Below are 22,658 nucleotides of genomic sequence, written 5' to 3'. Positions count from 1 at the left end.
CCAAAAACAGAGCACCGTAGACTTCGGGGTTGACATGCCGCTGTTTTGCCATGCCGAGGAGTGACTCCGATTAGCAGTTTCGCCGATACGACGTTCACCGATCCGTCCCGGATCAGGAACTTTTGCATCATCGCCCATATCGACCACGGGAAATCGACCCTGGCCGATCGGATGCTGCAACTCACCGGTGTGGTCGAGGAGCGGGCCATGCGGGCCCAGTACCTGGACCGGATGGATATCGAGCGCGAGCGCGGCATCACCATCAAGGCGCAGAACGTGCGGCTGCCGTGGGAGGTCGACGGTGAGGAATACGTTCTGCACCTGATCGACACACCGGGGCACGTGGACTTCACCTATGAGGTGTCGCGTGCGCTGGAGGCCTGTGAGGGCGCGATTCTGCTGGTCGACGCCGCACAGGGCATCGAGGCGCAGACCCTGGCCAATCTGTATCTGGCGATGGACAAGGAATTGACCATCATCCCGGTGCTGAACAAGATCGATCTGCCCGCCGCGGATCCGGACCGGTACGCCGCCGAGCTCGCCCACATCGTGGGCTGTGAGCCCGAGGACGTGCTGCGCGTCTCCGGTAAGACCGGCGTCGGCGTGCCCGAACTGCTCAATGAGGCCGTGCGCGTGGTGCCGCCGCCGGTCGGCAAGGACGATGCGCCCGCGCGCGCCATGATCTTCGACTCGGTGTACGACACCTACCGCGGCGTCGTCACCTATGTGCGTGTGGTGGACGGCAAGCTGACCCCGCGCCAGAAGATCAAGATGATGTCCACCGGCGCGACCCACGAACTGCTGGAGATCGGCATCGTCTCGCCCGAACCCAAACCCACCCGGGGCCTGGGCGTCGGCGAGGTCGGCTACCTCATCACCGGTGTGAAGGATGTGCGCCAGTCCAAGGTCGGTGACACCATCACCAGCGCCCGCGACGGCGCGACCGAGGCGCTCACCGGCTACCGCGAACCGCGGCCGATGGTCTACTCCGGTCTGTACCCGGTCGATGGCTCGGACTATCCGAACCTGCGTGACGCCCTGGACAAATTGCAGCTCAACGACGCCGCGCTCACCTATGTGCCGGAAACCTCTGTGGCCCTTGGCTTCGGTTTCCGCTGCGGCTTCCTCGGACTGCTGCATATGGAGATCACTCGCGAGCGCCTCGAACGCGAATTCGGCCTCGACCTCATCTCCACCGCGCCCAATGTCATCTATCGCGTGGTCATGGAGGACGGCACCGAACACGTCGTCACCAACCCGTCGTACTGGCCCGAGGGCAAGGTGAAGGAGATCTACGAGCCCGTCACCAAGTGCACCGTGATCGCGCCGAGCGAATTCATCGGCACCATCATGGAGTTGTGCCAGGCCCGCCGCGGTGAACTGCTCGGTATGGACTACCTGTCCGAGACCCGTGTCGAGATGCGGTACACGCTGCCCATGGCGGAGATCATCTTCGACTTCTTCGATTCGCTGAAGTCGCGGACCCGCGGCTACGCCTCACTCGATTACGAGGAGGCGGGCGAGCAGGCCGCCGCGCTGGTCAAGGTCGACATCCTGTTGCAGGGTGAGGCCGTGGACGCCTTCTCGGCCATCGTGCACAAGGACGCCGCCCAGGCCTACGGGCACAAGATGACCACCAAACTGCGCGAACTCATCCCGCGTCAACAGTTCGAGGTACCGATCCAGGCCGCCATCGGATCGAAGGTCATCGCGCGCGAGAACATTCGCGCCATTCGCAAGGACGTGCTCGCCAAGTGCTACGGCGGTGACATCAGCCGTAAGCGCAAACTGCTCGAGAAGCAGAAGGAGGGCAAGAAGCGGATGAAGACCATCGGCCGCGTCGAGGTCCCGCAGGAAGCCTTCGTGGCCGCGCTGTCCACCGATTCGAGCGCGGACAGCAAACCCAAGAAGTAGACCCGAACTCTCGAACTCCCGTGCCCCGCTGCCTTACGGCAGCGGGGCACAGTGGTGAGTTGGGGGAGGGTGGTGCCGCGCTGCGTGTTGGCGGATAGGGAATTGGGGGAGGTGGTGCGCCGCTGCGTGTTGGCAGCGGGGCACGGTGCCGTGTGTGGTTTGTGAAGTTCGTGGTTAGGGCGTTCTGCGGTCCGAGCGGGGCGTTCGGTGTGCAGTGCTAATCGGGGGCTTCCGAAGTCATATGCAGGGTGACAAGCTATGTCTCGCATCGCTGTACGCATCGCCTCTACCTGGTGGATGTGACAGACCGGATATCCGGAAATAGGGTGTGAAACGAGTTTTAAGACGGCGGTCCGCCAGCGGCGGATCGCCGATCCTTGAGAGCGGAGCCTTGATGACGCGTGAGCGGTCCTTCGACGACGACGCAGCCGGTGCGGGTGACGAGTACGCAGATGACGCCGCGTATCGTATTGCCACCGGCGTGGCGCGCACGGCGAGGGCGGGCGCGTATGTGACAGGCGGGGCGCTCATCGCCTCCGCGGGCGCCCGGGGCGGCCCCGCGCCCGCGATCGATCACGACAGCCGCAATGTGAGCTGGTCGCAGGCCAACGATCCGCAGCCCGGCCAGCCCAGCCCGACCCTCACCTTCCCGGACCTCACCGCCGACCAGGTGCCGCCCATGCATCTGCCCTCGGGTATCAACCCGGTGGCGCTGCCGGACAATCACCATTTCGGCACCGATGCCGGACTCTTCCCGCCGCAGTACGACGCGCGCGACGCCTCGCACGATGTGAGCGCGTCCGGCTTCCACGGTGTGGGCCTGCCCGACAATGAGCTACCCCGATCCTTCGCCCTGCCGGATCATCAGCAGGATTCCGGACTCGAACTACCCGAGACCCCCGGCCGATCGGAGAGTCCGTGGGCCGGGCAGCAGCCGGGCGCGGGCGCTCCGGAATGGCAGCTCCCGGGCGCGGACGGCGGGCAGTGGCATATCCCCGGAGCCGACGGTTCGGGTTGGCATATTCCCGGTATGGACGGCGGCCAGGGCTGGCAGATCCCCGGAATGGATCCCGGTCAGGGCTGGCAGATTCCCGGCGGCGGCCTGAAACTGCCCGGCGCGGACGGTCATCAGCCGGGCGTGGTGAACTCGCCCCACGCCGGTGACATTCTCGGAAACGGTTCGCACACGGGCATTTTCGACGGGATCGGCGATGGCCCCCTCGGTATATCGGTCGGCACCAACTGGGCCGTGGATATGCACGTCGGTCTCGACGGCATTCACTTCGAATCGGATCTGAAGGTCGATATCGCCATCGGCAATGTCGGTCATCAGCTCGATCAGTTCACCCAGGATATGGGTCACGGGATCTCGCACGTGCCGAACGGCATCGACCCCAGCGGCAATCCGCTCCCCGCGGGCGCCAACCCGTGGGCCGAGGGGACGGTACAGCCCGGCGGTCAGTCCGCCGCGACCGCCAATCATCCCGGTCAACAATCGAATTCGGCGGCGGTGACCGGTCCGCAGGGCGCGACTCCCGGATCTGCCACGGGCGCACCGGGTTCCGCGATTCCCGGCGGCACCGTCGCATCGGGGGGCACGCCCGCACCGGGTGCGGCCTTGGGCGCCCCCACCGTCTCGCCCGCCGGTGGATTCGCCGCTCCCGCACCGGCTTACGTCGCCCCGGTGGCTCCGGCGGCACCCGCTCCGGTCTCGACTCCGGCCGCGCCGATCGTGGCCGCCCCGGTGGTTCCGGTCGCCGCGCCCGCCGTGGTGGCCCCGGTGGTGGTGGCACAGCCGGTGGTGACGACCCCGCTGCAGACCACCATTCAGCCCGACGCCGCACAGCATCCGATCGCGAATCTGCTGACCACGCCCGGCCCGTCGCCGCTGTACGCCTCGGCGGCCAATGCGCCCGCGCTCTTCAATCACAGCAACCATCCGGTGCTGCTGGCCTCCGGTCAGCCGGATCCGTCGGTCGCGGGCGCCAAGCCGCCGACCGCCGAGACGACCGTGCCCAAGATCAGTGTGCCCAGTCCCGAGCCGCTCACCACCGCCCCGCACGTCCCGGTGGCCACCAAACTGCCGGGCAGCAACGATCCGGCCGCGACCAAACTGCCCGGCATCACGGTGCCGACCACGGTGCCGCCGGTCACCACCGCACCGCATGTCACCGTGCCGCCGGTGACCACGGATCCGGACGGCGGCGGCACCCGCCCGCACAAGCCGATCGACGATACCGATACGCACGCCGGTACGCCGACCATCACGGTGCCGGACAACACCGATCCCGCGCCGACGCGGCAGCCGCCGGTGACCCAGCCGTCGCATCCGGGGGGGTCCGATGTGACCGTTCCGACGGTCGCGCCCACCGTGGATCAGGATCTGCCGACGCATCAGCCCACGATCACCCTGGATCCGCCGGCGCCGACCGTGCCGCCGCAGGCCACCGCGCCCAAGACCCAGGATGCTCCGAAACCGGCGAAACCCATTGCCGATACCGGTGATTCGGGCCACCACCTGATGCCGATCGCGGACGACTCGGCACTGCACCCGGTCTACCTGATGCAGGACTCCGGTCTCGGCGCCCACCTCATGCCCGACGCGACGCTGGCCGACAGCCATCTCCCGCTGCACGCCGCGTTCGACCACACGCTGCTGTGAGCGGAGCCGAACGTCTTGTCGCAGTGAAGAATCCGGACGCGATGGGCCCGTTGCTCGCGCTGCTCGACGAGCTGCTCGAGCCGGTGCACACCGCGGGCCGCGCGGATCTGGCCGGTCGCCTGGGCATCGCCCGCGCCCGGCTGTCCGATCCCCGGGTGCGCCTGGTGGTGGTCGGTGAATCCAAGAGCGGGATGAGCACGCTGGTCAACAGCCTCATCGGCGCGGCGGTCAGCGCCACCGACAGCACCCTCAGCGTGCCGGTCATCGCCGAGTACGGGCCGCAGCCCACCGCCACCCTGGTGCGCGCGAGCCGCGGCGGTAGTGCCGAGCGCCAGGCCGTCGAACCGCGGCAGGCGGTCGCCGATCTGCTCGACGAGCATGTCATCCGGGCCGAGATCACCGAGCCCAGTGCGCTTTTGGCGGAGGGCTTCGTCCTGCTGGACGCACCCGGTTCGCCCGCGGACACCCCCGCCACCTGGTCGCTGCTGGCCGTCGCCGACGCGGTGCTCTACGTCGCCGATGCCGCCCGGCCGTTCACCGCGGGGCAGATCGGGCAGTTGCAGCGCATTCAGCAGGTGTGCCCGACGGTCGTCTGCGTGCTCAACAAGATCGACCAGTATCCGCAGTGGCCCGAGGTGCAGCAGCATGATCGGCGGCTGCTCGACGCCGCCGGACTCGCCTTCGCCGTCGCCCCCGCCTCGGCGCGACTGCACGAGCAGGCCACCGCCACCGGTGATCAGCAGCTGGATCTGGAATCCGGTGTGCCGCAACTGCTGGACCATCTGCGCGGGTATGTGCTGGGCAATGCCGACGCGGTGGCCGCGGAGGCCGCGGTCCGCGATATCGGGCTGATCACCGACCATCTGGCGCTGGCCCTGCGCACCGAGGCCGAGACACTGCGCGATCCGCGCCGCTACGGCGTCATCACCGAACAGTTGCGCCGCACCCGCGAGGAGGCCGAGCAACTGCGCCAGCGCAGCGCCAACTGGCAGGTCACCCTCGCCGACGGCGCGGGCGAGCTGATGGCCGATACCGAACATGATCTGCGGCACCGGCTTCGGAGTCTGATCCGCGATGCCGAGGCCGACATCATGAAGCGCGATCCGGCCCGCCGCTGGGCCGAGTTCGGCGCGGACCTCGATGCCAAGATCTGCGAGGCGGTGGAGGAGAACTTCGTCATCGCGCACTACCGCTCGGTGGAGCTGGCCGAACAGGTGGCGGCCAAATTCCCCGACCGCGGCATTCCGACACCCGAACTGCGCCTGGACAATCCGGGTGAGGTGGGTGAGGTACTGGAGCCGGTGACCGCCCTGGACAAGCTGGACAGCGCCAAACCGGCGGTGGCGCAACAGTTCCTGAATATGCTGCGCGGTTCCTACGGCGGCGTGCTCATGGTGGGTCTGGCCACCAGCCTGCTCGGCATGTCCCTGGTGAACTGGTATTCCGCGGGAGCCGGTGTGCTGCTGGGCATCAACGCGCTCTGGGACGACCGCAAAGCGCGTAAGCAGCGCCGCCAGGCCGAGGCCAAGGTCGCGGTCGCACGGCTCATGGACGATGTGATCTTCCAGGTGAGCAAGGAATCGCGCTATCGCCTGCGGGCGGTGCAGCGCAATCTGCGCGACCATTTCACCGAAATCGCCAATGAGACACTGCGTTCGGTGGACGCCTCGCTGCGCGCCGCCGAGGAGGCCGCCGCGGTGCACTCCGGTCAGCGCCGCGAACAGCGCCTCACCGAGATCGAAGCGTCGTTGATTCGCCTGCACGATCTCCGCGAGCGCGCGGACGCGCAGGGCGGTCAGAACTCCGGCTACTGACAAACCCCCGTCATCCCGGTGACGGGGGCCTGTCGATGCCCCGGCCCGCTATGACCTTCCCGGATGTGCCGGATTGAACTGTCCGGCATGGTGTGATTCCTCGGCGCGGATCACGTGCATGACCGCGTTGATCAGCGCCAGGTGCGTGAACGCCTGCGGGAAGTTGCCCAGATGGCGTCCGGTGCTGGTGTCGATCTCCTCGGCATACAGCTTCAGCGGGCTGGCATAGCCGAGCAGTCGTTCGCACAGCTGGCGGGCCCGGGTCAGCTCGCCGATCTCCACCAGCGCGGACACCAGCCAGAACGAGCAGATGGTGAAAGAGCCCTCCGCGCCGGACAATCCGTCATCGGTGGTGTCGGTGCGGTATCGCAGCACCAGCCCGTTCTCGGTGAGCTCATCGGCGATGGCGAGCACGGTGGCGCGCACCCGATGGTCCGATGGCGGCAGGAACCGCAGCAGGGGCACCAGCAGCAGCGAGGCGTCGAGACTGTCGCCGCCGTAGGTCTGGGTGAACACCCCTTCGGAATTCACGCCGTTGTCGAGAATGTCCTGCCGGATCTCATCGGCGATGTCATGCCATTTCTTGGCGTAGTCGAATTCCCCGTGCCATTCGGCGAGTTTCGCGCCGCGATCCAGCGCCACCCAGCACATGACCTTGGAACAGGTGAAATGCTGCGGCTCCCCGCGCACCTCCCAGATGCCGCGATCGGGATTGCGCCAGTTCTCGATTGCCGCCTGCACCTGTCGTTCCAGCATGGGCCACAACGTCTCCGGCACCTGCTGGCGCGATTTCACGTGCAGGTACACCGAATCCAGGATGGTGCCCCAGATATCGTGCTGTTCCTGGTTGTAGGCGCCGTTTCCGATCCGCACCGGTTGTGCACCGTCGTAACCGGACAGGTGCGGGAGTTCGGACTCGGTGATCTCGCGTTCGCCGCCGATACCGTAGAGCACTTGCAGCGGAAGGGCTTTGCCGTTTCCCTCGGTGGTGACATCGTGCAGGAAGGCGAAGAAATCGTCGGCCTCGCGATCCAGGCCGAGGGTGTACAGGCCCCACAGCGCGAAGGTGGAGTCCCGCACCCAGGTGTAGCGGTAGTCCCAATTGCGTTCTCCGCCGGGGGTTTCCGGCAGTGAGGTGGTCGCGGCGGCCATCAGCGCCCCGGTCGGGGCGTAGGTGAGGCCCTTGAGCGTGAGCGCGCTGCGCTGTAGATAACCCCGCCAGGGGTGGTCGGGGAAGCGTCCCAGCGTGATCCACTGCCGCCAGGCCTCGCTGGTGGCCCACATCTTCTCCGCCGCCGCCTCGAAGGTCTTCGGCGGTGCCAGCTCCGACCAGGACAGTGCCACGAAGACCTGATCGCCCTCCTTCATCCGGGTCCGCGCGCGGGCCTCGCGGCCCTCCAGCCCGATCCGCATATCCGTGGTGAGGGTCAGGGTCGGGCAGCCGTCGATCCCGCTGGTGGCGGTCGCCTGTTCGTAGACATCCCCGCTGTACTCCCAATTGGCCGCGCCGCGGTGGTAGTCGAAGGCGGGTTCGCAGCTCATCTCCAGTTCGACCACGCCGTTCACGCATTTCACCGTGCGCAGCAGCATGTGCTCGGCGTCCCAGTCCATCGGCGTGCGCTTATGTGTGCGGCTGCGCGAGCGATTGTTGTGCCACGGCCCGAGCACGAGGGCGTCGCGCACGATGAGCCAGCCCGTCTCGGTCTGCCAGGTGGTCTCCACAATCAGCCCGCCGGGCAGATAGCGCCGTGCTGCGGGCACATTGCGCCCGTACGGGCCGAGCCGGAAGTGTCCGGCACTGCGGTCCAGCATGGCCCCGAAAATGCTGGGGGAGTCCGGTCGCGGTACGCACATCCATTCCACCGAGCCGTTGCGGGCGATGAGGCAGGTGGTTTCGCAATCGGACAGGAAGGCGTAGTCGTCGATGGGCGGGAACGCCGAATAGTGGCCGACTCCGGTCGCCGAGGGGAGGAACCCGTCGTTGAGCGAGACATCTGGCCGGTCGGTCGAATCGCGGGGCGGATCGAGTGTGCCGAGTGGGCCGGTCTCACTGCCGAGCGACCTGATGTCGGACTCCGGCTCGTCGTAGGACTCCATGCACACCATCTTGTGTCCTGTCGGCCCGAATCGTCCACCATCGCGTCTTCGGCCTAGGCTGATGGCGTGCATCGGATTGCAGGATGGTGGGACGGCGTCGAACTCTGGGTGGCCGGCCTGCCCTTCGTTCCCCAGTTCGCCGTGGTGCTGGCCGCCATGGTGCCGGTCTGTTTCGCCATCGCCTACCTGCTGGATCGAGTGCTGCGGGTTGGCCTGCGCGCACTGGGCCGTGATCGGGTTGCCGCCCAGGAGGCCGTGGCGCCCGCCGCGCAGCCGCGTCGTATGCGTAAGGAAGCTGCCTGATGCCCCGCTCCCGTGTTCAGCTCGCCCTGATCGCACTGCTCGTCCTGGTCGTCGTCGCCTGGTTGTTCACCCGCTGATTTCGTCCGCTGTTCATCGGGCGAATCGGACTTCGGGTCCTGTCTGTCGGATGCTGCGCGTACGCTGCTGCACCATGTCAACCGATGAAGGCCTGGAACTGGAAACGCTGCTCTCCGAAGAGGATTTCGAGGAGGAGCCGCGGCTGATCGCCACGCACCTGTGCGGTCCGGACGAAGCCATCGAGATGGTGAAGGCCGCGCAGCTGCTCGGCCTGGGTGTCCGGCTGGTCAACCGCATCCGCCCGGATGAGGAGGATGCCGAGAGTGCCACGGAGGAGTGGATTCTCGACATCCTGGAGAACCCGCCGGTCGTCGAGGGCGACGAGTAATCACGTCCCCCGGGGCTACTGGTCCCGCCACTCCGTGAAGCGTTTCCCGATCTTCGAAACCGTTTCGCCCACTTCCTGACCCACCGTGCCGACCGCGGATCCGACATCGCGTCCGAGGTTGCGCACGGTGCGGATCAGCGGATCCTCCGATTGGTCGAAGCTCTGCCGGTGAGCACGCGCCGCCTCCTCGACCCGATCGCTGATCCGTGCGCGCTCGTCCTGTTCGCGTAAGGGGTACTGCCCGGCCAGGATTCGGTCGTAGTCGCCGCTGGTGATCCAGCGCCGCGGCTCGGCCGCGCGCAGCACCGAGAACGGATGCGTCTGCGATTCCAGGTTCAGCAGTGTGAGCACGCCGTCGCGCGGATTCCCCGCGCGGTCGTAGTCATCGGCCTGCTGCGGGAACGCCGCATGGCTCATCTCGCCCACCCGGGAACCGCCCGCCAGCTTCATATGCCCGCGCACCGAGGCGTCCACATCCTGTCCGCAGAGCAGTCCGGCCCGGTCGCCGGAGGGTTCGGATTTGCGGCTCCACTCCATCAGCGCCGCCACGATGGCGCGTAATGCCCAGCCGCCCACCGGAACCCAGCCGATGCCCGCGGCCAACCGCATCAGATGCATGAGCGTGCGGTAACTCACTCTGATTCGCGGCCTCACCGGCCGCTCTGCTACAGTCTGCCGCGTGTCGTCGAGTGTTGCGCCCCAGGTCCGCCATGAATTGGCGTTGATCGCTGTGGGCTGCCTCGTGGTCGCGGACATTCACTGTCGTTGATTGCCGACCGGGCACCGCTGCACCTCCAGAAGTAGACTGGCGCGCGCACCTTTCGCAGTTGTCCCCGGATTCCGGCGGCCCCGCACCGGGGCCGCAGCGCCACCGTTGCTTCTCATCGACGGGTCTACGGCATCACCTCATATCCCGCCTCCCGGTCCACACCCGGCGGGTTTCTCGAAAGGTCCACCCGATGTCTCGCAACTCCCGGCTTTCCCGCCGAACTCTCGCCGTCGCCCTGACCGCGGTCGCAGCCACCGTGCTCACCGCGTGCGGCGGCGGTGCGAGCGATTCGAGCGACAGCTCCGCGGCCGACGGCAGCGGCGGCACCCTGAACCTCTACGCCTACGCGGTCCCCAAGCCGGGCTTCGACAAGGTGATCCCGGAGTTCAACAAGACCGAGGCCGGTAAGGGCGTGCAGTTCCAGTCGTCCTACGGCGCCTCGGGCGATCAGTCCCGCAAGGTGAAGGACGGCGCGGAAGCGGACGTCGTGAACTTCTCGGTCGAGCCCGACATCACCCGCCTGGTGGACGCCGGTCTGGTCGACGCGAGCTGGAACGCGGACGCCAACAAGGGGATTCCGTTCGGTTCGGTCGTGGTCATCGCGGTCCGCAAGGGTAACCCCAAGGGCATCAAGGATTGGGACGACCTGCTCAAGCCGGGCGTCGAGGTCGTGACCCCCAACCCGTTCTCCTCGGGTTCGGCCAAGTGGAACCTACTGGCCCCGTACGCGGCCAAGAGCGAGGGCGGCAAGAACCCGCAGGCCGGTCTGGACTACCTGTCCCAGCTGATCGCCCGCGATCATGTGAAGGTGCAGCCCAAGTCGGGTCGCGAGGCCACCGAGACCTTCCTGCAGGGCACCGGTGACGTGCTGCTCAGCTATGAGAACGAGGCCATCTTCTCCGAGCGCAACGGCGATCAGATCGAGCACATCATCCCGCCGATCACCTTCAAGATCGAGAACCCGGTCGCGGTGCTCAAGAACAGCAAGAACGCCGCCAAGGCCACCGCGTTCAAGGACTTCCTGTACACCCCGGCGGGCCAGAAGGCCTGGGCCGCGGCCGGTTTCCGCCCGGTCGACCCGAAGGTCGCCGCCGACTTCGCCAAGGACTTCCCGACCCCGCAGAAGCTGTGGACCATCGCCGACCTCGGCGGCTGGAAGGCCGTGGACAAGGATTTGTTCACCGCCAACACCGGATCTGTGGCGCAGATCTACGACAAGGCCACCAAGTAGTCGAGTGACCTGGCCCACAAGCGATACTCGATACCGTGAGTGACAGCAGCGCGAACGCCGGGACCGGCACCGGTCCCGGCGTTTCGGTGAAGAAGAAACCCGGGCCGGGCCGTTCCTGGCTGCGGGTGACCGGGTCCGTCGGCCCGATCGGCATCGCCACGTCGGTGCTGTGGCTCAGCATCATCGTGTTGCTGCCGCTGGCGGCCCTGACCTACAACTCCTTCGGTGACGGCTGGTCCGGATTCTGGGATGCGGTCACCGCGCCCGCCGCACTGGATTCGCTGAAGGTGACCATCGTCGTCTCGGTGATCGTGGCGGTGGTCAACGTCATCATGGGCACCCTGATCGCCTGGGTGCTGGTGCGCGACGAATTCCCGGGCAAGGGGATCGTCAACGCGCTCATCGATCTGCCGTTCGCCCTGCCCACCATTGTGGCCAGCATCGTGCTGCTCGCGCTGTACGGACCGCGCAGCCCGATCAATGTGCATCTCAATGCCACCCAGCCCGGCATCATCGTGGCGCTGGCCTTCGTGACGCTCCCGTTCGTGGTGCGTTCGGTGCAGCCGGTGCTGATCGAGGTCGACAAGGAGGTGGAGCAGGCCGCCGCGTCACTCGGCGCGGACAACTGGACCACCTTCCGGCAGATTCTGCTGCCCACGCTGGCCCCGGCCATCATCAGCGGCGGCGGGCTCGCCTTCGCCCGCGCCATCGGCGAATACGGGTCGGTGGTGCTGATCGGCGGCAATATTCCGCGTGAGACGCAGATGGCCTCGCAGTACATCCAGCAGCAGATCGAGATCGACCGGCCGGTCAACGCGGCCGCGGTCTCGGTGGCGCTGCTGGTGATCTCGTTCGTGTCCCTGCTGGTGCTGCGCCTGTTCGCGGACCGGACCGCCCGCAAGGAACAGGAATCGCGATGAAACTTGCTCCGTGGACCCGTATTTCGCTGCGCACCATCGCGCTGACGTATCTCGGTGTACTGCTGGTGCTGCCGCTGATCATCATCTTCTGGCGGACCTTCGAGCGCGGCGTCGGCGCGTTCATCGACTCGGTCACCACCCCGGCCGCGCAGTCGGCGCTGCAACTGTCGCTGTTGATCGTGGCCATCGTGGTGCCCATCAATGTGGTGTTCGGCGTGCTCACGGCGCTGGCGCTGGTGCGCGGAAAGTTCCCGGGCCGCAACCTGGTTCAGGGTCTGGTCGATCTGCCGTTCGCGGTTTCCCCCGTCGTGGTGGGTGTTTCGCTCATCATGCTGTGGGGTGCGCACGGCTGGTTCGGCGGGCTGGAGAATCACGGGCTCAAGGTGATCTTCAATCTGCCGGGCATGGTGCTGGCCACCATCTTCGTGACACTGCCGTTCGTGGTGCGCGAGGTGGAACCGGTGCTGCACGAGATCGGCGACGATCAGGAGCAGGCCGCCGCGACGCTGGGAGCATCGCGCTGGCAGACGTTCTGGCGGATCACTCTGCCCGCCATCCGCTGGGGCCTGACCTACGGCATCGTGCTCACCGTGGCGCGTGCGCTCGGCGAATTCGGCGCGGTGATCATGGTGTCCACGGCGCTGCCGGGTAAATCCCAGACGCTTACCCTGCTGGTGCACGGGCGGTACACGAACGACCACAACACCTTCGGCGCGTACTGCGCGGCGACCCTGCTCATGGGTATCGCCCTCATCGTCCTTCTTCTGATGACACTCCTCGAACGCAAGCGGGGCACTGCCAAATGATCACCGTGACCAATGCCAACAAGCGCTACGGGACCTTCGCCGCGCTCGACGATGTCAGCCTCGACATTCCTTCCGGGGAGTTGACCGCGCTGCTGGGGCCGTCCGGCTCGGGCAAGTCGACGCTGCTGCGCTCGATCGCCGGACTCGAGACCCTGGACAGCGGGATCGTCACCATCGCCGAACGCGATGTGACCAATGTGTCGCCGCAGAAGCGCGATATCGGATTCGTCTTCCAGCATTACGCGGCGTTCAAGCATATGACCGTGCGCGACAATGTGGCGTTCGGACTCAAGATCCGCAAGCGGCCCAAGCCGGAGATCAAGAAGAAGGTCGACGATCTGCTGGAGATCGTCGGGCTCGACGGGTTCCAGCATCGGTATCCCGCACAGCTTTCCGGCGGTCAGCGCCAGCGCATGGCGCTGGCCCGCGCGCTCGCGGTGGATCCGCAGGTGCTGCTGCTCGATGAGCCGTTCGGCGCGCTGGACGCGAAAGTCCGTGCGGATCTTCGGACTTGGCTGCGGCGGCTGCACGAGGAGGTGCACGTGACCACCGTGCTGGTCACCCACGACCAGGAAGAGGCCCTGGATGTGGCGGACCGCATCGCGGTCATGAACAAGGGGCGCATCGAACAGGTCGGTACGCCCGAGGACGTATACGACCGGCCCGCAAACGATTTCGTCATGTCATTCCTGGGTGCGGTGGCCAAGTTGAACGGCCATCTGGTGCGCCCGCACGATATTCGCGTCGGCCGCGATCCCTCCATGGCCCTGGCCGCGCACGAGGGCACCGCGCAGTCCGCGGGCGTCACCCGTGCCACGGTCGAGCGAGTCGTGCACCTGGGCTTCGAGGTTCGCGTCGAACTCCGCAATGCCGCCACCGGTGATCTGTTCACCGCGCAGGTCACCCGCGGCGATGCCGAGGCCCTGCATTTGGCGGAGGGTGAGACCGTGTACGCGCGCGCCACCCGGATTCCGGAGCTGCCGCTCGCCCCGGTCGCCGTCGTCCCGGTCTCCTGAGCACCCGGACCCGGCGACACGCCGGGTGTGGGGGTGCGAAGGTTTCGTAGAGCTTTACGGTTGGGCGTTTGTCGGCCACGCTGAGAGCAGCCGATGGATACCAGCCATTTGCTCAGCGATCGACCGATGGAAGGCCCACACCATGGCCTTGACCGAATCCGAAGCCAGAGTGCTTGCCGCCTTGGCCCGGCCGGAGTTCCCGGCCGCGCTCACCGTTCGCCAACTGTGCGCCGCAACGGGTCTCACCGCCGGCGCGGCCCGGCGGGCACTGCACGGCCTGTCGCAGACGGGCCTGGCCCTGGCGACCCTGCACACCCCCGCCACCTGGCAGGTCACCCATCGGGGACGGCTCACCATCCATTCGGCGACCTACCGCGACTACCTCACCCGGCATCGGCGGCCACCGCCCTGCGCACCGCAGCCTCGCCCCGGCCTATCGGCCTCGCTGCCGACCTAGCTCAGGCGGCGATCGGATCCTGGGGTTCCGGCTCGGCGGGGGCGGATTCGATTGCTCCACGGGCGATCTCGCCGAGTTTGGTGTGGTTGAAGAGCAGATTCAGCAGGAATGCGGTGGCCGCCGCCAGCGAGATGCCGCTATTGAGCAGGATCTGCGCCGAGGTCGGGAACTTGTCGAACATGCCCTTGGTGAGCACCGGCACCAGGCCGACGCCGATGGCGACCGCGACAATCGAGAGGTTCACCCGGTCCGCGAGATCGGCGCGGCGCAGGGTGTCCACGCCGATCACCGCGATGGTGGCGAACAGCACCAGGCCCACACCACCCACCACGGGCTGCGGGACGGCGGCCACAATCGCGCCGAAACGCGGTACCAGGCCCAGAATTACCAGAATCGCACCGCTGACCGCGGTCACATAGCGGCTGTACACCCGGGTGGCGGAGACCGCGCCGACATTCTGATTGAAGACGGTATCGATGAAGGAGCTGAACACACCCGCCAGCACCGCCGAGAGGCCGTCGCCGATCAGGCCGCGTGCCAGATCCGCGCGCTCGAGTTTCTTCCCGGTGATCTCGCCGATCGCCAGCATGCTGGCGGTGGATTCGGCGAAGACCACGGCCATCACAATGCTCATGGCCACCACCGCCGTGAGAGGGAATTGCGGTGCGCCGAAATAGAACACGTGCGGTGCGCCCAGCCACGCGGTGCCCGAGACGCCGTCCAGGGTGATCAGACCCATGGGAATGGACAGGAGTACACCGACCACGAGTGCGATGAGAATGCCCAGCTGCGACCAGATTCCGCGCCCGAAGACGGTGCCGATCAAGGCGATGAGCAGCACCACGGCCGCCAGCACGATATGGGAGATCGCGCCGAACGACGGCGCCTTCGGATTGCTGCCCACGATCAGCCCACCGGCCACACCGATGAGCGAGACGCCGACCACGGTCAGCACCGTGCCGCTGACCAGCGGCGGGAAGAACCGCACCACCGTGGCGAACGGCCACGCCAGTGCGATGCCGACCAGACCGCCGATGAGCATGGAACCGTAGACGGCGGGCAGTCCGTACTGCTTGGCAATCAAGATCATCGGGCTCATCGCCACGAAGGTCGCACCGGTGATGATCGGCAGGCGAGCGCCCGCGAAACGACCCAGTCCCAGGCTCTGCACCAGGGTGATGATTCCGGCCACCAGCAGGTCCGCGCTGATCAGCAGTCCCACGGTGGTTTTGTCCAGCCCGGCGGCCGCACCGAAGACCAGTGGAACGGTCACACATCCGGTGTACATGATCAGCACATGCTGAATACCGAAGGCCAGCAGCCGATGCCATGGCAATCGGGTGTCGACGGGGTGGGGCGAGGTCATGATGGCTCCCTACGGCGCGTGCGGTTGATTCAGGCTAGGCAGCCGCGGCCATCCGGTGGTTTGTCCGATATGCCTAAGCGGACGGCGGATCGCCCGCGGTGTTTTGTCTTGTGAACCAGCGTGTGCGGCGGCGCGGGTACGCCACAGTGGGGCAAGGTGTTCATCGACCACGGGAGACGACCATGACCGAGTTGACCGGCAAGATCGTGCTCGGCCCGCATCAGTATGGCAAGGCCGAGAACCGGGTGGTGCGCATCTATCGCGATACCGCGCGGCATGAGATCCGCGATCTGAACGTATCGTCCTGCCTGCGTGGGGCTTTCGACGAGGCGCATACCGTCGGCGATCAGGGCGGGGTGCTGCCCACCGATTCGCAGAAGCAGACCATCTTCACCTACGCCAAGACGCACGGTGACGGCAGTATCGAACAGTACGGGCAGGCCCTGGCCCGGCATTTCGCCGATGACATCGCCACGGTCGAATCCGCGCGCATCGAGATCGAGGAGTACGCCTGGCAGCGGGTTCCGGTGCACGGCGGCGGCCACGACCACACCTGGACCAGGGTCGGCCCGGAAATCCGTATTGCCGCCGTCACCGTGACGGGAACCGGTGCGGCGCAACGGGAATGGGTGATCGGCGGTGTCAAGGACCTGGTCATCCTCAAATCCACCGGATCGGAGTTCGCGGGCTTCCTCACCGACGAGTTCACCGTCCTGGAACCGGCCTACGATCGCATTCTCGCCACCAGCCTCACCGCCCGCTGGCGCTTTGCCACCGATCCGCAGGATTGGGACGCCACCTACGACGGCATCCGCGCGGTCATGATCGCCGAATTCGCCACCCTGCACTCCAAAGCCCTCCAGCAGACCCTCTTCCAAATGGGACAGGCGGCGCTCGAGGCGTACCCCTGCCTCGCCGAGATCCGCATGTCCGCCCCCAATAAACACCACTGGTCCTTCGACCTCTCCCGTTTCGACGTCCCCAACAACGGCGAGGTCTTCTACGCCGACGACCGCCCCTACGGCCTCATCCACGCCTCGGTCCTGCGCGCGGACGCCCCCGACGCGGGCACCGCCTGGGACCCCTACACCGGTGCGGTCTGACCGCCCCGACACCACGGCTGTCGCACCCGGCTCCGACAGCACGGCGGTTCGGACCTGGCTCCGACACCATGGCAAGTCGGACCGGCCCCGACACGACGGCGGTTCGGACCGGCCCCGACAGCACGGCTGTCGCACCCGGCTCCGACAGCACGGCGGTTCGGACCCGGCTCCGACAGCACGGCGGTTTGGACCCGGCTCCGATACCGCGGCCGTTCGGACCTGGCTCCGACACCATGGCAAGTCGGACCGGCCCCGAACCGCGAGCGGGCTCGACCGTCCCCATCCTTCCGGCGTGGTTTCGGCCGGGATCCACACCTTCACCGCAGCACCATATTTCGGCTGAACGACCCTAGGCCGAGGCGGCGTGAGCGGTGAGCGTGCGCATGGCCAGGTACAGGTCCAGACGGTCGTCGAGGCGGGCCAGGTCGCGGCCGGTGAGTTCCTCGACGCGGCCGATGCGGTAGCGAACCGTATTGAGGTGCAGGTGCATTCGGTCCGCCGCCTGCCGCCAGGAGCCCTCGCAGCCGAGGTAGACCTCGAGGGTTTCCATCAGGCCCGCACCGGTTTTTCGGTCGTAGTCGACGACCGGCCCCAGTACCCGCTCGGCGAAACGGCGTTGCAGGCCGCCGGGGATCGCGGTGAAAAGGCCCACGGCCGTATCGATATCGGCGATGCGGACACTGACCGCCGCATCGTCATCGAGCGCTGCGGTGGCGGCGGACGCGGCGGCGGCGATGCTGCCGGAGAGGGATTCGTCCCGCTGCCGGGCGCTCACGCCGAATGCGAGACGAGCACCGGCCAGTGCGGGGGCGAGTCGGCCGAAGCGGCGGCGCAGCGTGTCGGCGGTCACGTCCTGCGTCGCATCGACGAGCGCGATGAGTCTGCCTTCCCGATCCACCGAGGTGGTGACGCCGGACAGCACGTCGTGCAGGGCCGCGCGAACTTCGGGAAGTCCTGTTCCGGTGAGGGTTTCGCCCGGGCGCAGCTCGCACACCACCGCGACGGTGTGCGTGCCGGGTCGATCGGCGGGCTGGGCCGGGAAGCGGTCGATCAGCTCCCAATCCAGATGCAGGCGATCCATGCTTCGCTGCCGATAGAGCTCGGTGACGGCGGCCAGGTCCGAGCCGAAGACCTCCGGTTCGGCTGCGGCGGGTCGAATCACCAGGTACCAGGCGGTGATTCGATCCCCGGCCCCGATCTGAAGGACTCGCATCGCCCCCGCCGTGACGGCGGGGAGTCGGGGCGCGGTGAGCGCGGTGCCGACGATCCGATCCAGTTCCTCCTCGGAGATGGGCGCGGTCCCGGCGATCACCCGTCCGGTCGCGGTCACCACCCAGGCCGAGACATCCTGCTCCAGTGCGATATCGGCGATCAGATCCCCGACGGTGCTGCCACCGGCCACGGCCGCGAGCAGGCGGCGCTGCCGATCCACCCGCGATTGCACACGCCGCCAGCGCAATTCGGCCGCCTGCTCGGCCAGGTACTCGATGATTCGACTGAACGGCACGCTCTGCGGTGCGGAAAGCAGTGGCAGACCGTACTTCTCGCAGGCGTCCAGCACATCCTGCGGCACATGTCCGTGCAATGCCTGACCCGCCACGACCCCGGCGACCCCGGCCTCGGCGAGCAGGCCGATGTATCGATCCGCGTCGGCGGCCGTCTGCCGCCACACCAATCCCGTGCACACCAGCGCGCCCGCGGTCACGAACGGCCGCGGGTCGGGCATATCGGTGGCGCACACCCGCGCCACCGGTCGCTCCAACTCCGCCGCATCCCCGTGCAGCAGTCGCATTCGCAACTGCGGCGCGTCGAGTATGTCCCGCACCAGCACGGCGCACCTCCCGTGATCGGCCCGATGGCCGACACGCTAGAACGCCGGTATTTCGGCCTCGTTTCATCCATGCTGCGTCTGGCTCACGGCCCTGTCGTAGGGTGGGCCGAATGAGTCGGCGCATCCCAGTACTGATCGTGGCCGGATTCCTGGGTGCCGGGAAAACCACCCTGCTCAACCGGCTGCTGCGTAATCGCGACCTCCGGATCGGCGTGGTGGTCAATGACTTCGGCGCGGTGAATATCGATGCCATGCTGGTGGCCGGTCAGGTCGACGCCATGGTCTCGCTCGGCAACGGCTGTGTCTGCTGTGCGGTGGACGTCACCGAACTCGATGATCTCTTCGATCGGCTGGCGCATCCCAAACAGCGCATCGATGTGATCGTCGTGGAGGCCAGTGGGCTGGCCGAACCGCGCAATCTGATCCGCATGGTCACCGGCAGCGACAATCCGCGCATCCGCTACGGCGGGCTCATCGAGCTGGTCGATGCCGAACATTTCCACCAATCCCGTGCCCAGCACCCCGAACTCGCCACGCACCTGCGCATGGCCGACATGATCGTGCTGAACAAGGCCGACCGCGTCACCCCCGAAGCCCTCGACGGGCTGCGCGCGGAAATCACCGAGATGGTCGGCCAGGTCCCGGTCTACGCCACCACCCGGGGCCGGATAGATCCGGCGCTGCTGTTCGACCTGCCCGCCCGGGACCCCGCCGAACTCCGTGTGGGTCAGCAACTCAGCTTCGACGAACTGCTTCTGGAGAGCTCCGCCGAGGACGACCACGACCACTGTTCAGACCGGCACGACCACCGCCACCTGCACGACGCCTATGAAAGCGTCTCCTTCACCACCCCCGTGGACCTGAACCCCCGGGAAGTCATCGCCGTCCTGGAGGATCCGCCACCCGGCCTCTTCCGCGCCAAGGGCTTCCTGGCCTTCGCGGTTCCCGAGGACTCCCGAAAGTTCGTCCTGCACATGGTCGGCAGGCATATCGCCATCGAACCCACCACGTGGTCCCGCGACGAACCCCGCACCAGCACCCTGGTCCTCATCGGCCCGGGCCTGGACCGTGCGCACATCACCGAGCGCCTGGAATCGACCATCCACACCGGCCCCGCACCGCTGGACTCGAACGCGCTGCTGCCGATCTGGCGCTATGTGACTCCCACCGATTCCACCGTCTAGGGCACCGCGGTTCAGCCGCAGGCGTTCACCCATTCGGAGAGGCCGTCGGTGAAGAGCTGCCGCTTCCAGATCGGGACTTCGTGTTTGATGCGGTCCACCAGGGTGGCGCAGGTGCCGAAGGCTTCGGCGCGGTGCGGTGCGGCCACCGCGACCGCGATGGCCAGATCGCCGATGGCCAGCGGGCCGATGCGGTGCACGGCCGCCACCGGGAGCCCGGTGGATTCGGTGATCTCGGTGCAGATCTGGCGCAGGAATCGTCCGGCGTCGGGGTGGGCGGAGTACTCCAGCGCCGAGACCGGTTGTCCGCCGTCATGATTGCGGACGACGCCGGTGAACACGACGACCGCGCCGTGCTCGGGCCCGCTGACCGCCTTCTCCACCTCGGTGGGGTCCAGCGGCTGGTCGCTGATGTAGGCGAGCAGGTCCACGGCCTCACTCATGGCTGCCTCCTCCGGCCACCTGGGCCAGCAGATGTTCGAGAAGTTCGTCCAGGACCGCGATGCCGTCCTTCACACCGCCGGGGGAGCCGGGCAGATTGACGATCACCGTGCGCCCGGCGAGTCCGGCCACGCCCCGGCTCAGGGCCGCGAGCGGGAATTTGGCGGTACCGCGCTGGCGAATGGATTCGGCCACGCCGGGCAGTTCCCGGTCCAGGAGGGTTAGGGTCGCCTCGGGGGTGGCATCGGTGGGGGAGGCCCCGGTACCGCCGGTGCTGATCACCAGCGCGGGTTCGGCCGCCAGCGCCTCGGCCAGACCGCCGGCGATATCGGCGTCGGCGTACACCAGTGGTCCGCGCACCGAGAAACCCCGTTCGCCAAGCCATTTCGCGAGCACCGGGCCGGTGGTGTCCACTCGGGTTCCCGCGGCGGCGCCGGTGGAGGCGACCAGCACCACGGCGGTGCGGCCCGCACCGAACGACGCCGGGGTGGGTTCGGGCGTCCCGGCGTCCCGCTCCGCCGGATCCCGCTGCTGCGCTTCGCGATCCGCGTCGACCTCGTGCTCCCGGACCCAATGCCCGTGCTTGCCACCGTCTTTGGTGAGCAGCCGCACCGCGTGCAACGAGGCTCCCGGATCGACGGCCTTGATCATGTCGTGCAGGGTGAGTCCGGCGACGGCCACCGCGGTGAGCGCCTCCATCTCGACCCCGGTCGGCCCCTTGGTCTTGGCCACGGCCTCGATGGTGATGGTGGTGTCGGTGAATCCGAAGCTCACATGCACCGAGGACAGCGCCAGCTGATGGCACAGCGGAATGAGTTCGGAGGTCTTCTTAGCGCCGTTGATACCGGCCAGCCGGGCCGTGGTCAGCACATCGGCCTTGGGCATATCGTCGGCGCGGACGAGGCGGATCACCTCGGCGGTGGTGTGCAGTTCGCCCGCGGCGACCGCGACCCGCGCCGTTTCGGCCTTGGCACTGATATCGACCATGCGCGCCCGGCCCTCCCGGTCGACATGGGACAACTCACTCATACCCCAAGCCTCGCACAGCCGCCTGCCCGGTGACACCGGCGGGCAGCACAGTTCGCGCCGCGCCGAAGCGGGTTCGTTCGGGTGGATCTACAGGGACCAGGTGCGGACCACGGTGCCGGCGGGCACCTCGGTGTCCGCGGCGGGGATGTCGATGAGCACATCGGCCTGTGCCATGGTCGCGATCAGATGCGACCCCTGCCCCGCCAGCGGTTCGACGCCCTCGGGGGTGAGCTTGCCGCGCAGCAACTGGCGCTTACCGGCGGGGGAGTGCAGCGCCGCCAGCAGCGGCAGTTCCGTACTCGTGATGGCGGGCAGACCCGAGAGTTCACGCAGTATCGGCCGGGCGAGCATATCGAAAGACACCATGGTGCTGACCGGGTTGCCCGGGAAGTTCAGCACGGGCGTTCCCTCGACCACCGTGATGCCCTGCGGGCCGCCGGGTTGCATTGCGACATGGCCGAATTCGCCGCCGAGGCCGGAGAGCACCTCCTTCACCACCTCGAAATCGCCCATCGACACCCCACCGGAGGTGAAGACCACATCGGCGGCGGTGACGGCCTCGTGCAAGCGGCGGCGGAATTCGCGGTGATCATCGGTCGAGTGCGCGAGCGAGACCACCTCGGCCCCGTTCTCGGTGAGTGCGGCCGCCAGCGCCAGCCCGTTGGAGTTGTAGATCTGCCCCGGCAGCAGCCGCAATCCGGCCTGAACCAGCTCGTCCCCGGTGGTGATGACCGCGGCCCGCACTCGCCGGTACACCGGCAGTTCGGGCAGTCCGACCGCCGCCAGCGCGGCGATATGCCGGGGCTTGAGCAGCGTCCCCGCCGCCGCCAGCAACTGTCCGGTGCGCACATCGGTTCCGGCCTCGCGGACGAAATCGCCTGCGGCCCGGCTTCTTTCGATGGTCACGGTGGCGCCGTCGGACTGCGTGTGCTCGACCGGCACCACGCAGTCCGCGCCCGCCGGAATCGGGGCTCCCGTCATGACTTTCATCGCGCCGCCCGCGGGCAGGGTTGCGGCCCCGGTGTTTCCGGCCGCCACCACTCCGCTCAACGGCAGGGTCACCGGCACGATCGCCACCGACTCCGCCCGCACCGCGTACCCGTCCATGGAGGAGTTCCGGAACACCGGCAGATCCAGGGGGGAGTACACATCGGCGCTCAGCCGCCGCCCCAGCGCCCGGTCCATCGGCACCGCCTCGGTCGCCCGCGCGGCCAGCGGTCGCAGCAGATCCTCGATGCGTTGCCGGTGGTCGTCGACGGAACGGACCGGGGCCAGTGCGTGCCGGGAACTCATGTCCGTGAGCATATCCGCG

The 22,658-nt window shown here is 67.5% G+C and carries 19 protein-coding genes and 1 pseudogene; 13 read left to right on the top strand and 7 right to left on the bottom strand.

Annotated features, from left to right (window positions below; all coding sequences use genetic code 11):
• Window positions 1–60 precede the first annotated feature (60 nt).
• From lepA to NA10_RS29500, 3 genes are all read left to right on the top strand, one after another.
• Window positions 61–1,914: a translation elongation factor 4 gene (lepA, locus tag NA10_RS29510; RefSeq protein ID WP_245677994.1), complete on the top strand. Its 1,854-nt coding sequence runs from the start codon at window positions 61–63 to the stop codon at window positions 1,912–1,914.
• A 394-nt stretch (window positions 1,915–2,308) separates the two neighbouring features.
• Window positions 2,309–4,576, top strand: coding sequence for a hypothetical protein (locus NA10_RS29505; RefSeq protein ID WP_067573765.1), 2,268 nt, complete (start codon window positions 2,309–2,311; stop codon window positions 4,574–4,576).
• Window positions 4,573–6,390 carry a dynamin family protein gene (locus NA10_RS29500; RefSeq protein WP_245677992.1) on the top strand — a complete coding sequence of 606 codons (1,818 nt, stop codon included), beginning with the start codon at window positions 4,573–4,575 and terminating at the stop codon, window positions 6,388–6,390. The genes NA10_RS29505 and NA10_RS29500 overlap by 4 nt, the downstream gene beginning before the upstream one ends.
• A 48-nt stretch (window positions 6,391–6,438) precedes the next feature.
• Here NA10_RS29500 and NA10_RS29495 read toward each other — a convergent pair whose 3' ends face one another.
• Entirely contained in the window at window positions 6,439–8,487 is a 2,049-nt protein-coding gene (locus tag NA10_RS29495; protein WP_067573785.1) for a glycoside hydrolase family 15 protein, read from the bottom strand.
• A gap of 66 nt (window positions 8,488–8,553) precedes the next feature.
• Here NA10_RS29495 and NA10_RS29490 point away from each other — a divergent pair, with 66 nt between their 5' ends.
• Window positions 8,554–8,790, top strand: a complete 237-nt coding sequence (locus NA10_RS29490; protein WP_067573763.1) for a hypothetical protein — start codon at window positions 8,554–8,556, stop codon at window positions 8,788–8,790.
• Window positions 8,791–8,941: 151 nt separating this feature from the next.
• A complete protein-coding gene (locus NA10_RS29485) occupies window positions 8,942–9,196 on the top strand; it encodes a hypothetical protein (protein ID WP_157556817.1) in 255 nt (84 codons plus the stop codon).
• 15 nt (window positions 9,197–9,211) lie between these two features.
• On the opposite strand, the pseudogene NA10_RS29480 reads toward NA10_RS29485, so the two are convergent.
• Window positions 9,212–9,826, bottom strand: a pseudogene (locus NA10_RS29480) (M48 family metalloprotease); the annotation flags it as partial.
• A gap of 49 nt (window positions 9,827–9,875) precedes the next feature.
• On the opposite strand from NA10_RS29480, the gene NA10_RS39635 reads away from it, so the two are divergent.
• The 6 genes from NA10_RS39635 to NA10_RS29455 all read left to right on the top strand — a co-directional run bounded on the left by NA10_RS39635 (window position 9,876) and on the right by NA10_RS29455 (window position 14,395).
• Window positions 9,876–9,965 carry an Ms4533A family Cys-rich leader peptide gene (locus tag NA10_RS39635; protein WP_373862448.1) on the top strand — a complete coding sequence of 30 codons (90 nt, stop codon included), beginning with the start codon at window positions 9,876–9,878 and terminating at the stop codon, window positions 9,963–9,965.
• Window positions 9,966–10,155: 190 nt separating this feature from the next.
• The gene (locus NA10_RS29475) at window positions 10,156–11,196 is read left to right on the top strand and encodes a sulfate ABC transporter substrate-binding protein (protein ID WP_067573759.1); all 1,041 of its coding nucleotides are present in this window, start codon (window positions 10,156–10,158) and stop codon (window positions 11,194–11,196) included.
• Window positions 11,197–11,282: 86 nt separating this feature from the next.
• Entirely contained in the window at window positions 11,283–12,116 is an 834-nt protein-coding gene (cysT, locus tag NA10_RS29470) for a sulfate ABC transporter permease subunit CysT (RefSeq protein ID WP_067573783.1), read from the top strand.
• Window positions 12,113–12,922, top strand: coding sequence for a sulfate ABC transporter permease subunit CysW (gene cysW, locus NA10_RS29465; protein WP_067573757.1), 810 nt, complete (start codon window positions 12,113–12,115; stop codon window positions 12,920–12,922). The genes cysT and cysW overlap by 4 nt, the downstream gene beginning before the upstream one ends.
• On the top strand, window positions 12,919–13,938 hold the full coding sequence (locus tag NA10_RS29460) for a sulfate/molybdate ABC transporter ATP-binding protein (RefSeq protein ID WP_067573756.1): 1,020 nt from the start codon (window positions 12,919–12,921) through the stop codon (window positions 13,936–13,938). Before cysW ends, NA10_RS29460 begins: the two co-directional genes overlap by 4 nt.
• Window positions 13,939–14,080: 142 nt before the next feature.
• Window positions 14,081–14,395: a MarR family transcriptional regulator gene (locus tag NA10_RS29455; protein ID WP_067573755.1), complete on the top strand. Its 315-nt coding sequence runs from the start codon at window positions 14,081–14,083 to the stop codon at window positions 14,393–14,395.
• Between the two features lies 1 nt (window position 14,396).
• On the opposite strand, the gene NA10_RS29450 is transcribed toward NA10_RS29455, so the two are convergent.
• Window positions 14,397–15,761 (bottom strand): uracil-xanthine permease family protein, encoded by a 1,365-nt coding sequence (locus NA10_RS29450; protein WP_067573754.1) that lies wholly within the window; start codon window positions 15,759–15,761, stop codon window positions 14,397–14,399.
• 182 nt (window positions 15,762–15,943) lie between these two features.
• On the opposite strand from NA10_RS29450, the gene pucL reads away from it, so the two are divergent.
• Entirely contained in the window at window positions 15,944–16,864 is a 921-nt protein-coding gene (pucL, locus tag NA10_RS29445) for a factor-independent urate hydroxylase (RefSeq protein ID WP_067573753.1), read from the top strand.
• 349 nt (window positions 16,865–17,213) lie between these two features.
• Here the strand turns inward: pucL and NA10_RS29440 are convergent, their stop codons facing one another.
• A complete protein-coding gene (locus NA10_RS29440; RefSeq protein ID WP_084515414.1) occupies window positions 17,214–18,695 on the bottom strand; it encodes a PucR family transcriptional regulator in 1,482 nt (493 codons plus the stop codon).
• Between the two features lie 110 nt (window positions 18,696–18,805).
• On the opposite strand from NA10_RS29440, the gene NA10_RS29435 reads away from it, so the two are divergent.
• Window positions 18,806–19,879, top strand: a complete 1,074-nt coding sequence (locus NA10_RS29435) for a CobW family GTP-binding protein (RefSeq protein WP_067573752.1) — start codon at window positions 18,806–18,808, stop codon at window positions 19,877–19,879.
• Window positions 19,880–19,890: 11 nt separating this feature from the next.
• Here the strand turns inward: NA10_RS29435 and NA10_RS29430 are convergent, their stop codons facing one another.
• The 3 genes from NA10_RS29430 to NA10_RS29420 all read right to left on the bottom strand — a co-directional run bounded on the left by NA10_RS29430 (window position 19,891) and on the right by NA10_RS29420 (window position 22,639).
• Window positions 19,891–20,319, bottom strand: coding sequence for a molybdenum cofactor biosynthesis protein MoaE (locus NA10_RS29430; protein WP_067573750.1), 429 nt, complete (start codon window positions 20,317–20,319; stop codon window positions 19,891–19,893).
• On the bottom strand, window positions 20,312–21,346 hold the full coding sequence (gene moaCB, locus NA10_RS29425; RefSeq protein ID WP_067573749.1) for a bifunctional molybdenum cofactor biosynthesis protein MoaC/MoaB: 1,035 nt from the start codon (window positions 21,344–21,346) through the stop codon (window positions 20,312–20,314). Before moaCB ends, NA10_RS29430 begins: the two co-directional genes overlap by 8 nt.
• 87 nt (window positions 21,347–21,433) lie before the next feature.
• Window positions 21,434–22,639 carry a molybdopterin molybdotransferase MoeA gene (locus NA10_RS29420; protein ID WP_067573779.1) on the bottom strand — a complete coding sequence of 402 codons (1,206 nt, stop codon included), beginning with the start codon at window positions 22,637–22,639 and terminating at the stop codon, window positions 21,434–21,436.
• Window positions 22,640–22,658: the final 19 nt, after the last annotated feature.

Source organism: Nocardia acidivorans NBRC 108247, from assembly GCF_001625085.1.
Lineage (GTDB): Bacteria > Actinomycetota > Actinomycetes > Mycobacteriales > Mycobacteriaceae > Nocardia > Nocardia acidivorans.
Note: the sequence above shows the minus strand (reverse complement) of the source record. Positions and strands in the feature narration are given on the sequence as shown.

What these genes read in the sequence shown, in the direction of transcription:
- NA10_RS29505 (WP_067573765.1), top strand. Translation starts at nt 2,309, where the DNA reads ATGACGCGTGAGCGGTCCTTCGACGACGACGCAGCCGGTGCGGGTGAC.
- NA10_RS29495 (WP_067573785.1), bottom strand. Translation starts at nt 8,487, where the DNA reads ATGGAGTCCTACGACGAGCCGGAGTCCGACATCAGGTCGCTCGGCAGT.
- NA10_RS29485 (WP_157556817.1), top strand. Translation starts at nt 8,942, where the DNA reads ATGTCAACCGATGAAGGCCTGGAACTGGAAACGCTGCTCTCCGAAGAG.
- NA10_RS29475 (WP_067573759.1), top strand. Translation starts at nt 10,156, where the DNA reads ATGTCTCGCAACTCCCGGCTTTCCCGCCGAACTCTCGCCGTCGCCCTG.
- cysW (WP_067573757.1), top strand. Translation starts at nt 12,113, where the DNA reads ATGAAACTTGCTCCGTGGACCCGTATTTCGCTGCGCACCATCGCGCTG.
- NA10_RS29460 (WP_067573756.1), top strand. Translation starts at nt 12,919, where the DNA reads ATGATCACCGTGACCAATGCCAACAAGCGCTACGGGACCTTCGCCGCG.
- NA10_RS29455 (WP_067573755.1), top strand. Translation starts at nt 14,081, where the DNA reads ATGGCCTTGACCGAATCCGAAGCCAGAGTGCTTGCCGCCTTGGCCCGG.
- NA10_RS29450 (WP_067573754.1), bottom strand. Translation starts at nt 15,761, where the DNA reads ATGACCTCGCCCCACCCCGTCGACACCCGATTGCCATGGCATCGGCTG.
- pucL (WP_067573753.1), top strand. Translation starts at nt 15,944, where the DNA reads ATGACCGAGTTGACCGGCAAGATCGTGCTCGGCCCGCATCAGTATGGC.
- NA10_RS29435 (WP_067573752.1), top strand. Translation starts at nt 18,806, where the DNA reads ATGAGTCGGCGCATCCCAGTACTGATCGTGGCCGGATTCCTGGGTGCC.
- NA10_RS29430 (WP_067573750.1), bottom strand. Translation starts at nt 20,319, where the DNA reads ATGAGTGAGGCCGTGGACCTGCTCGCCTACATCAGCGACCAGCCGCTG.
- moaCB (WP_067573749.1), bottom strand. Translation starts at nt 21,346, where the DNA reads ATGAGTGAGTTGTCCCATGTCGACCGGGAGGGCCGGGCGCGCATGGTC.
- NA10_RS29420 (WP_067573779.1), bottom strand. Translation starts at nt 22,639, where the DNA reads ATGAGTTCCCGGCACGCACTGGCCCCGGTCCGTTCCGTCGACGACCAC.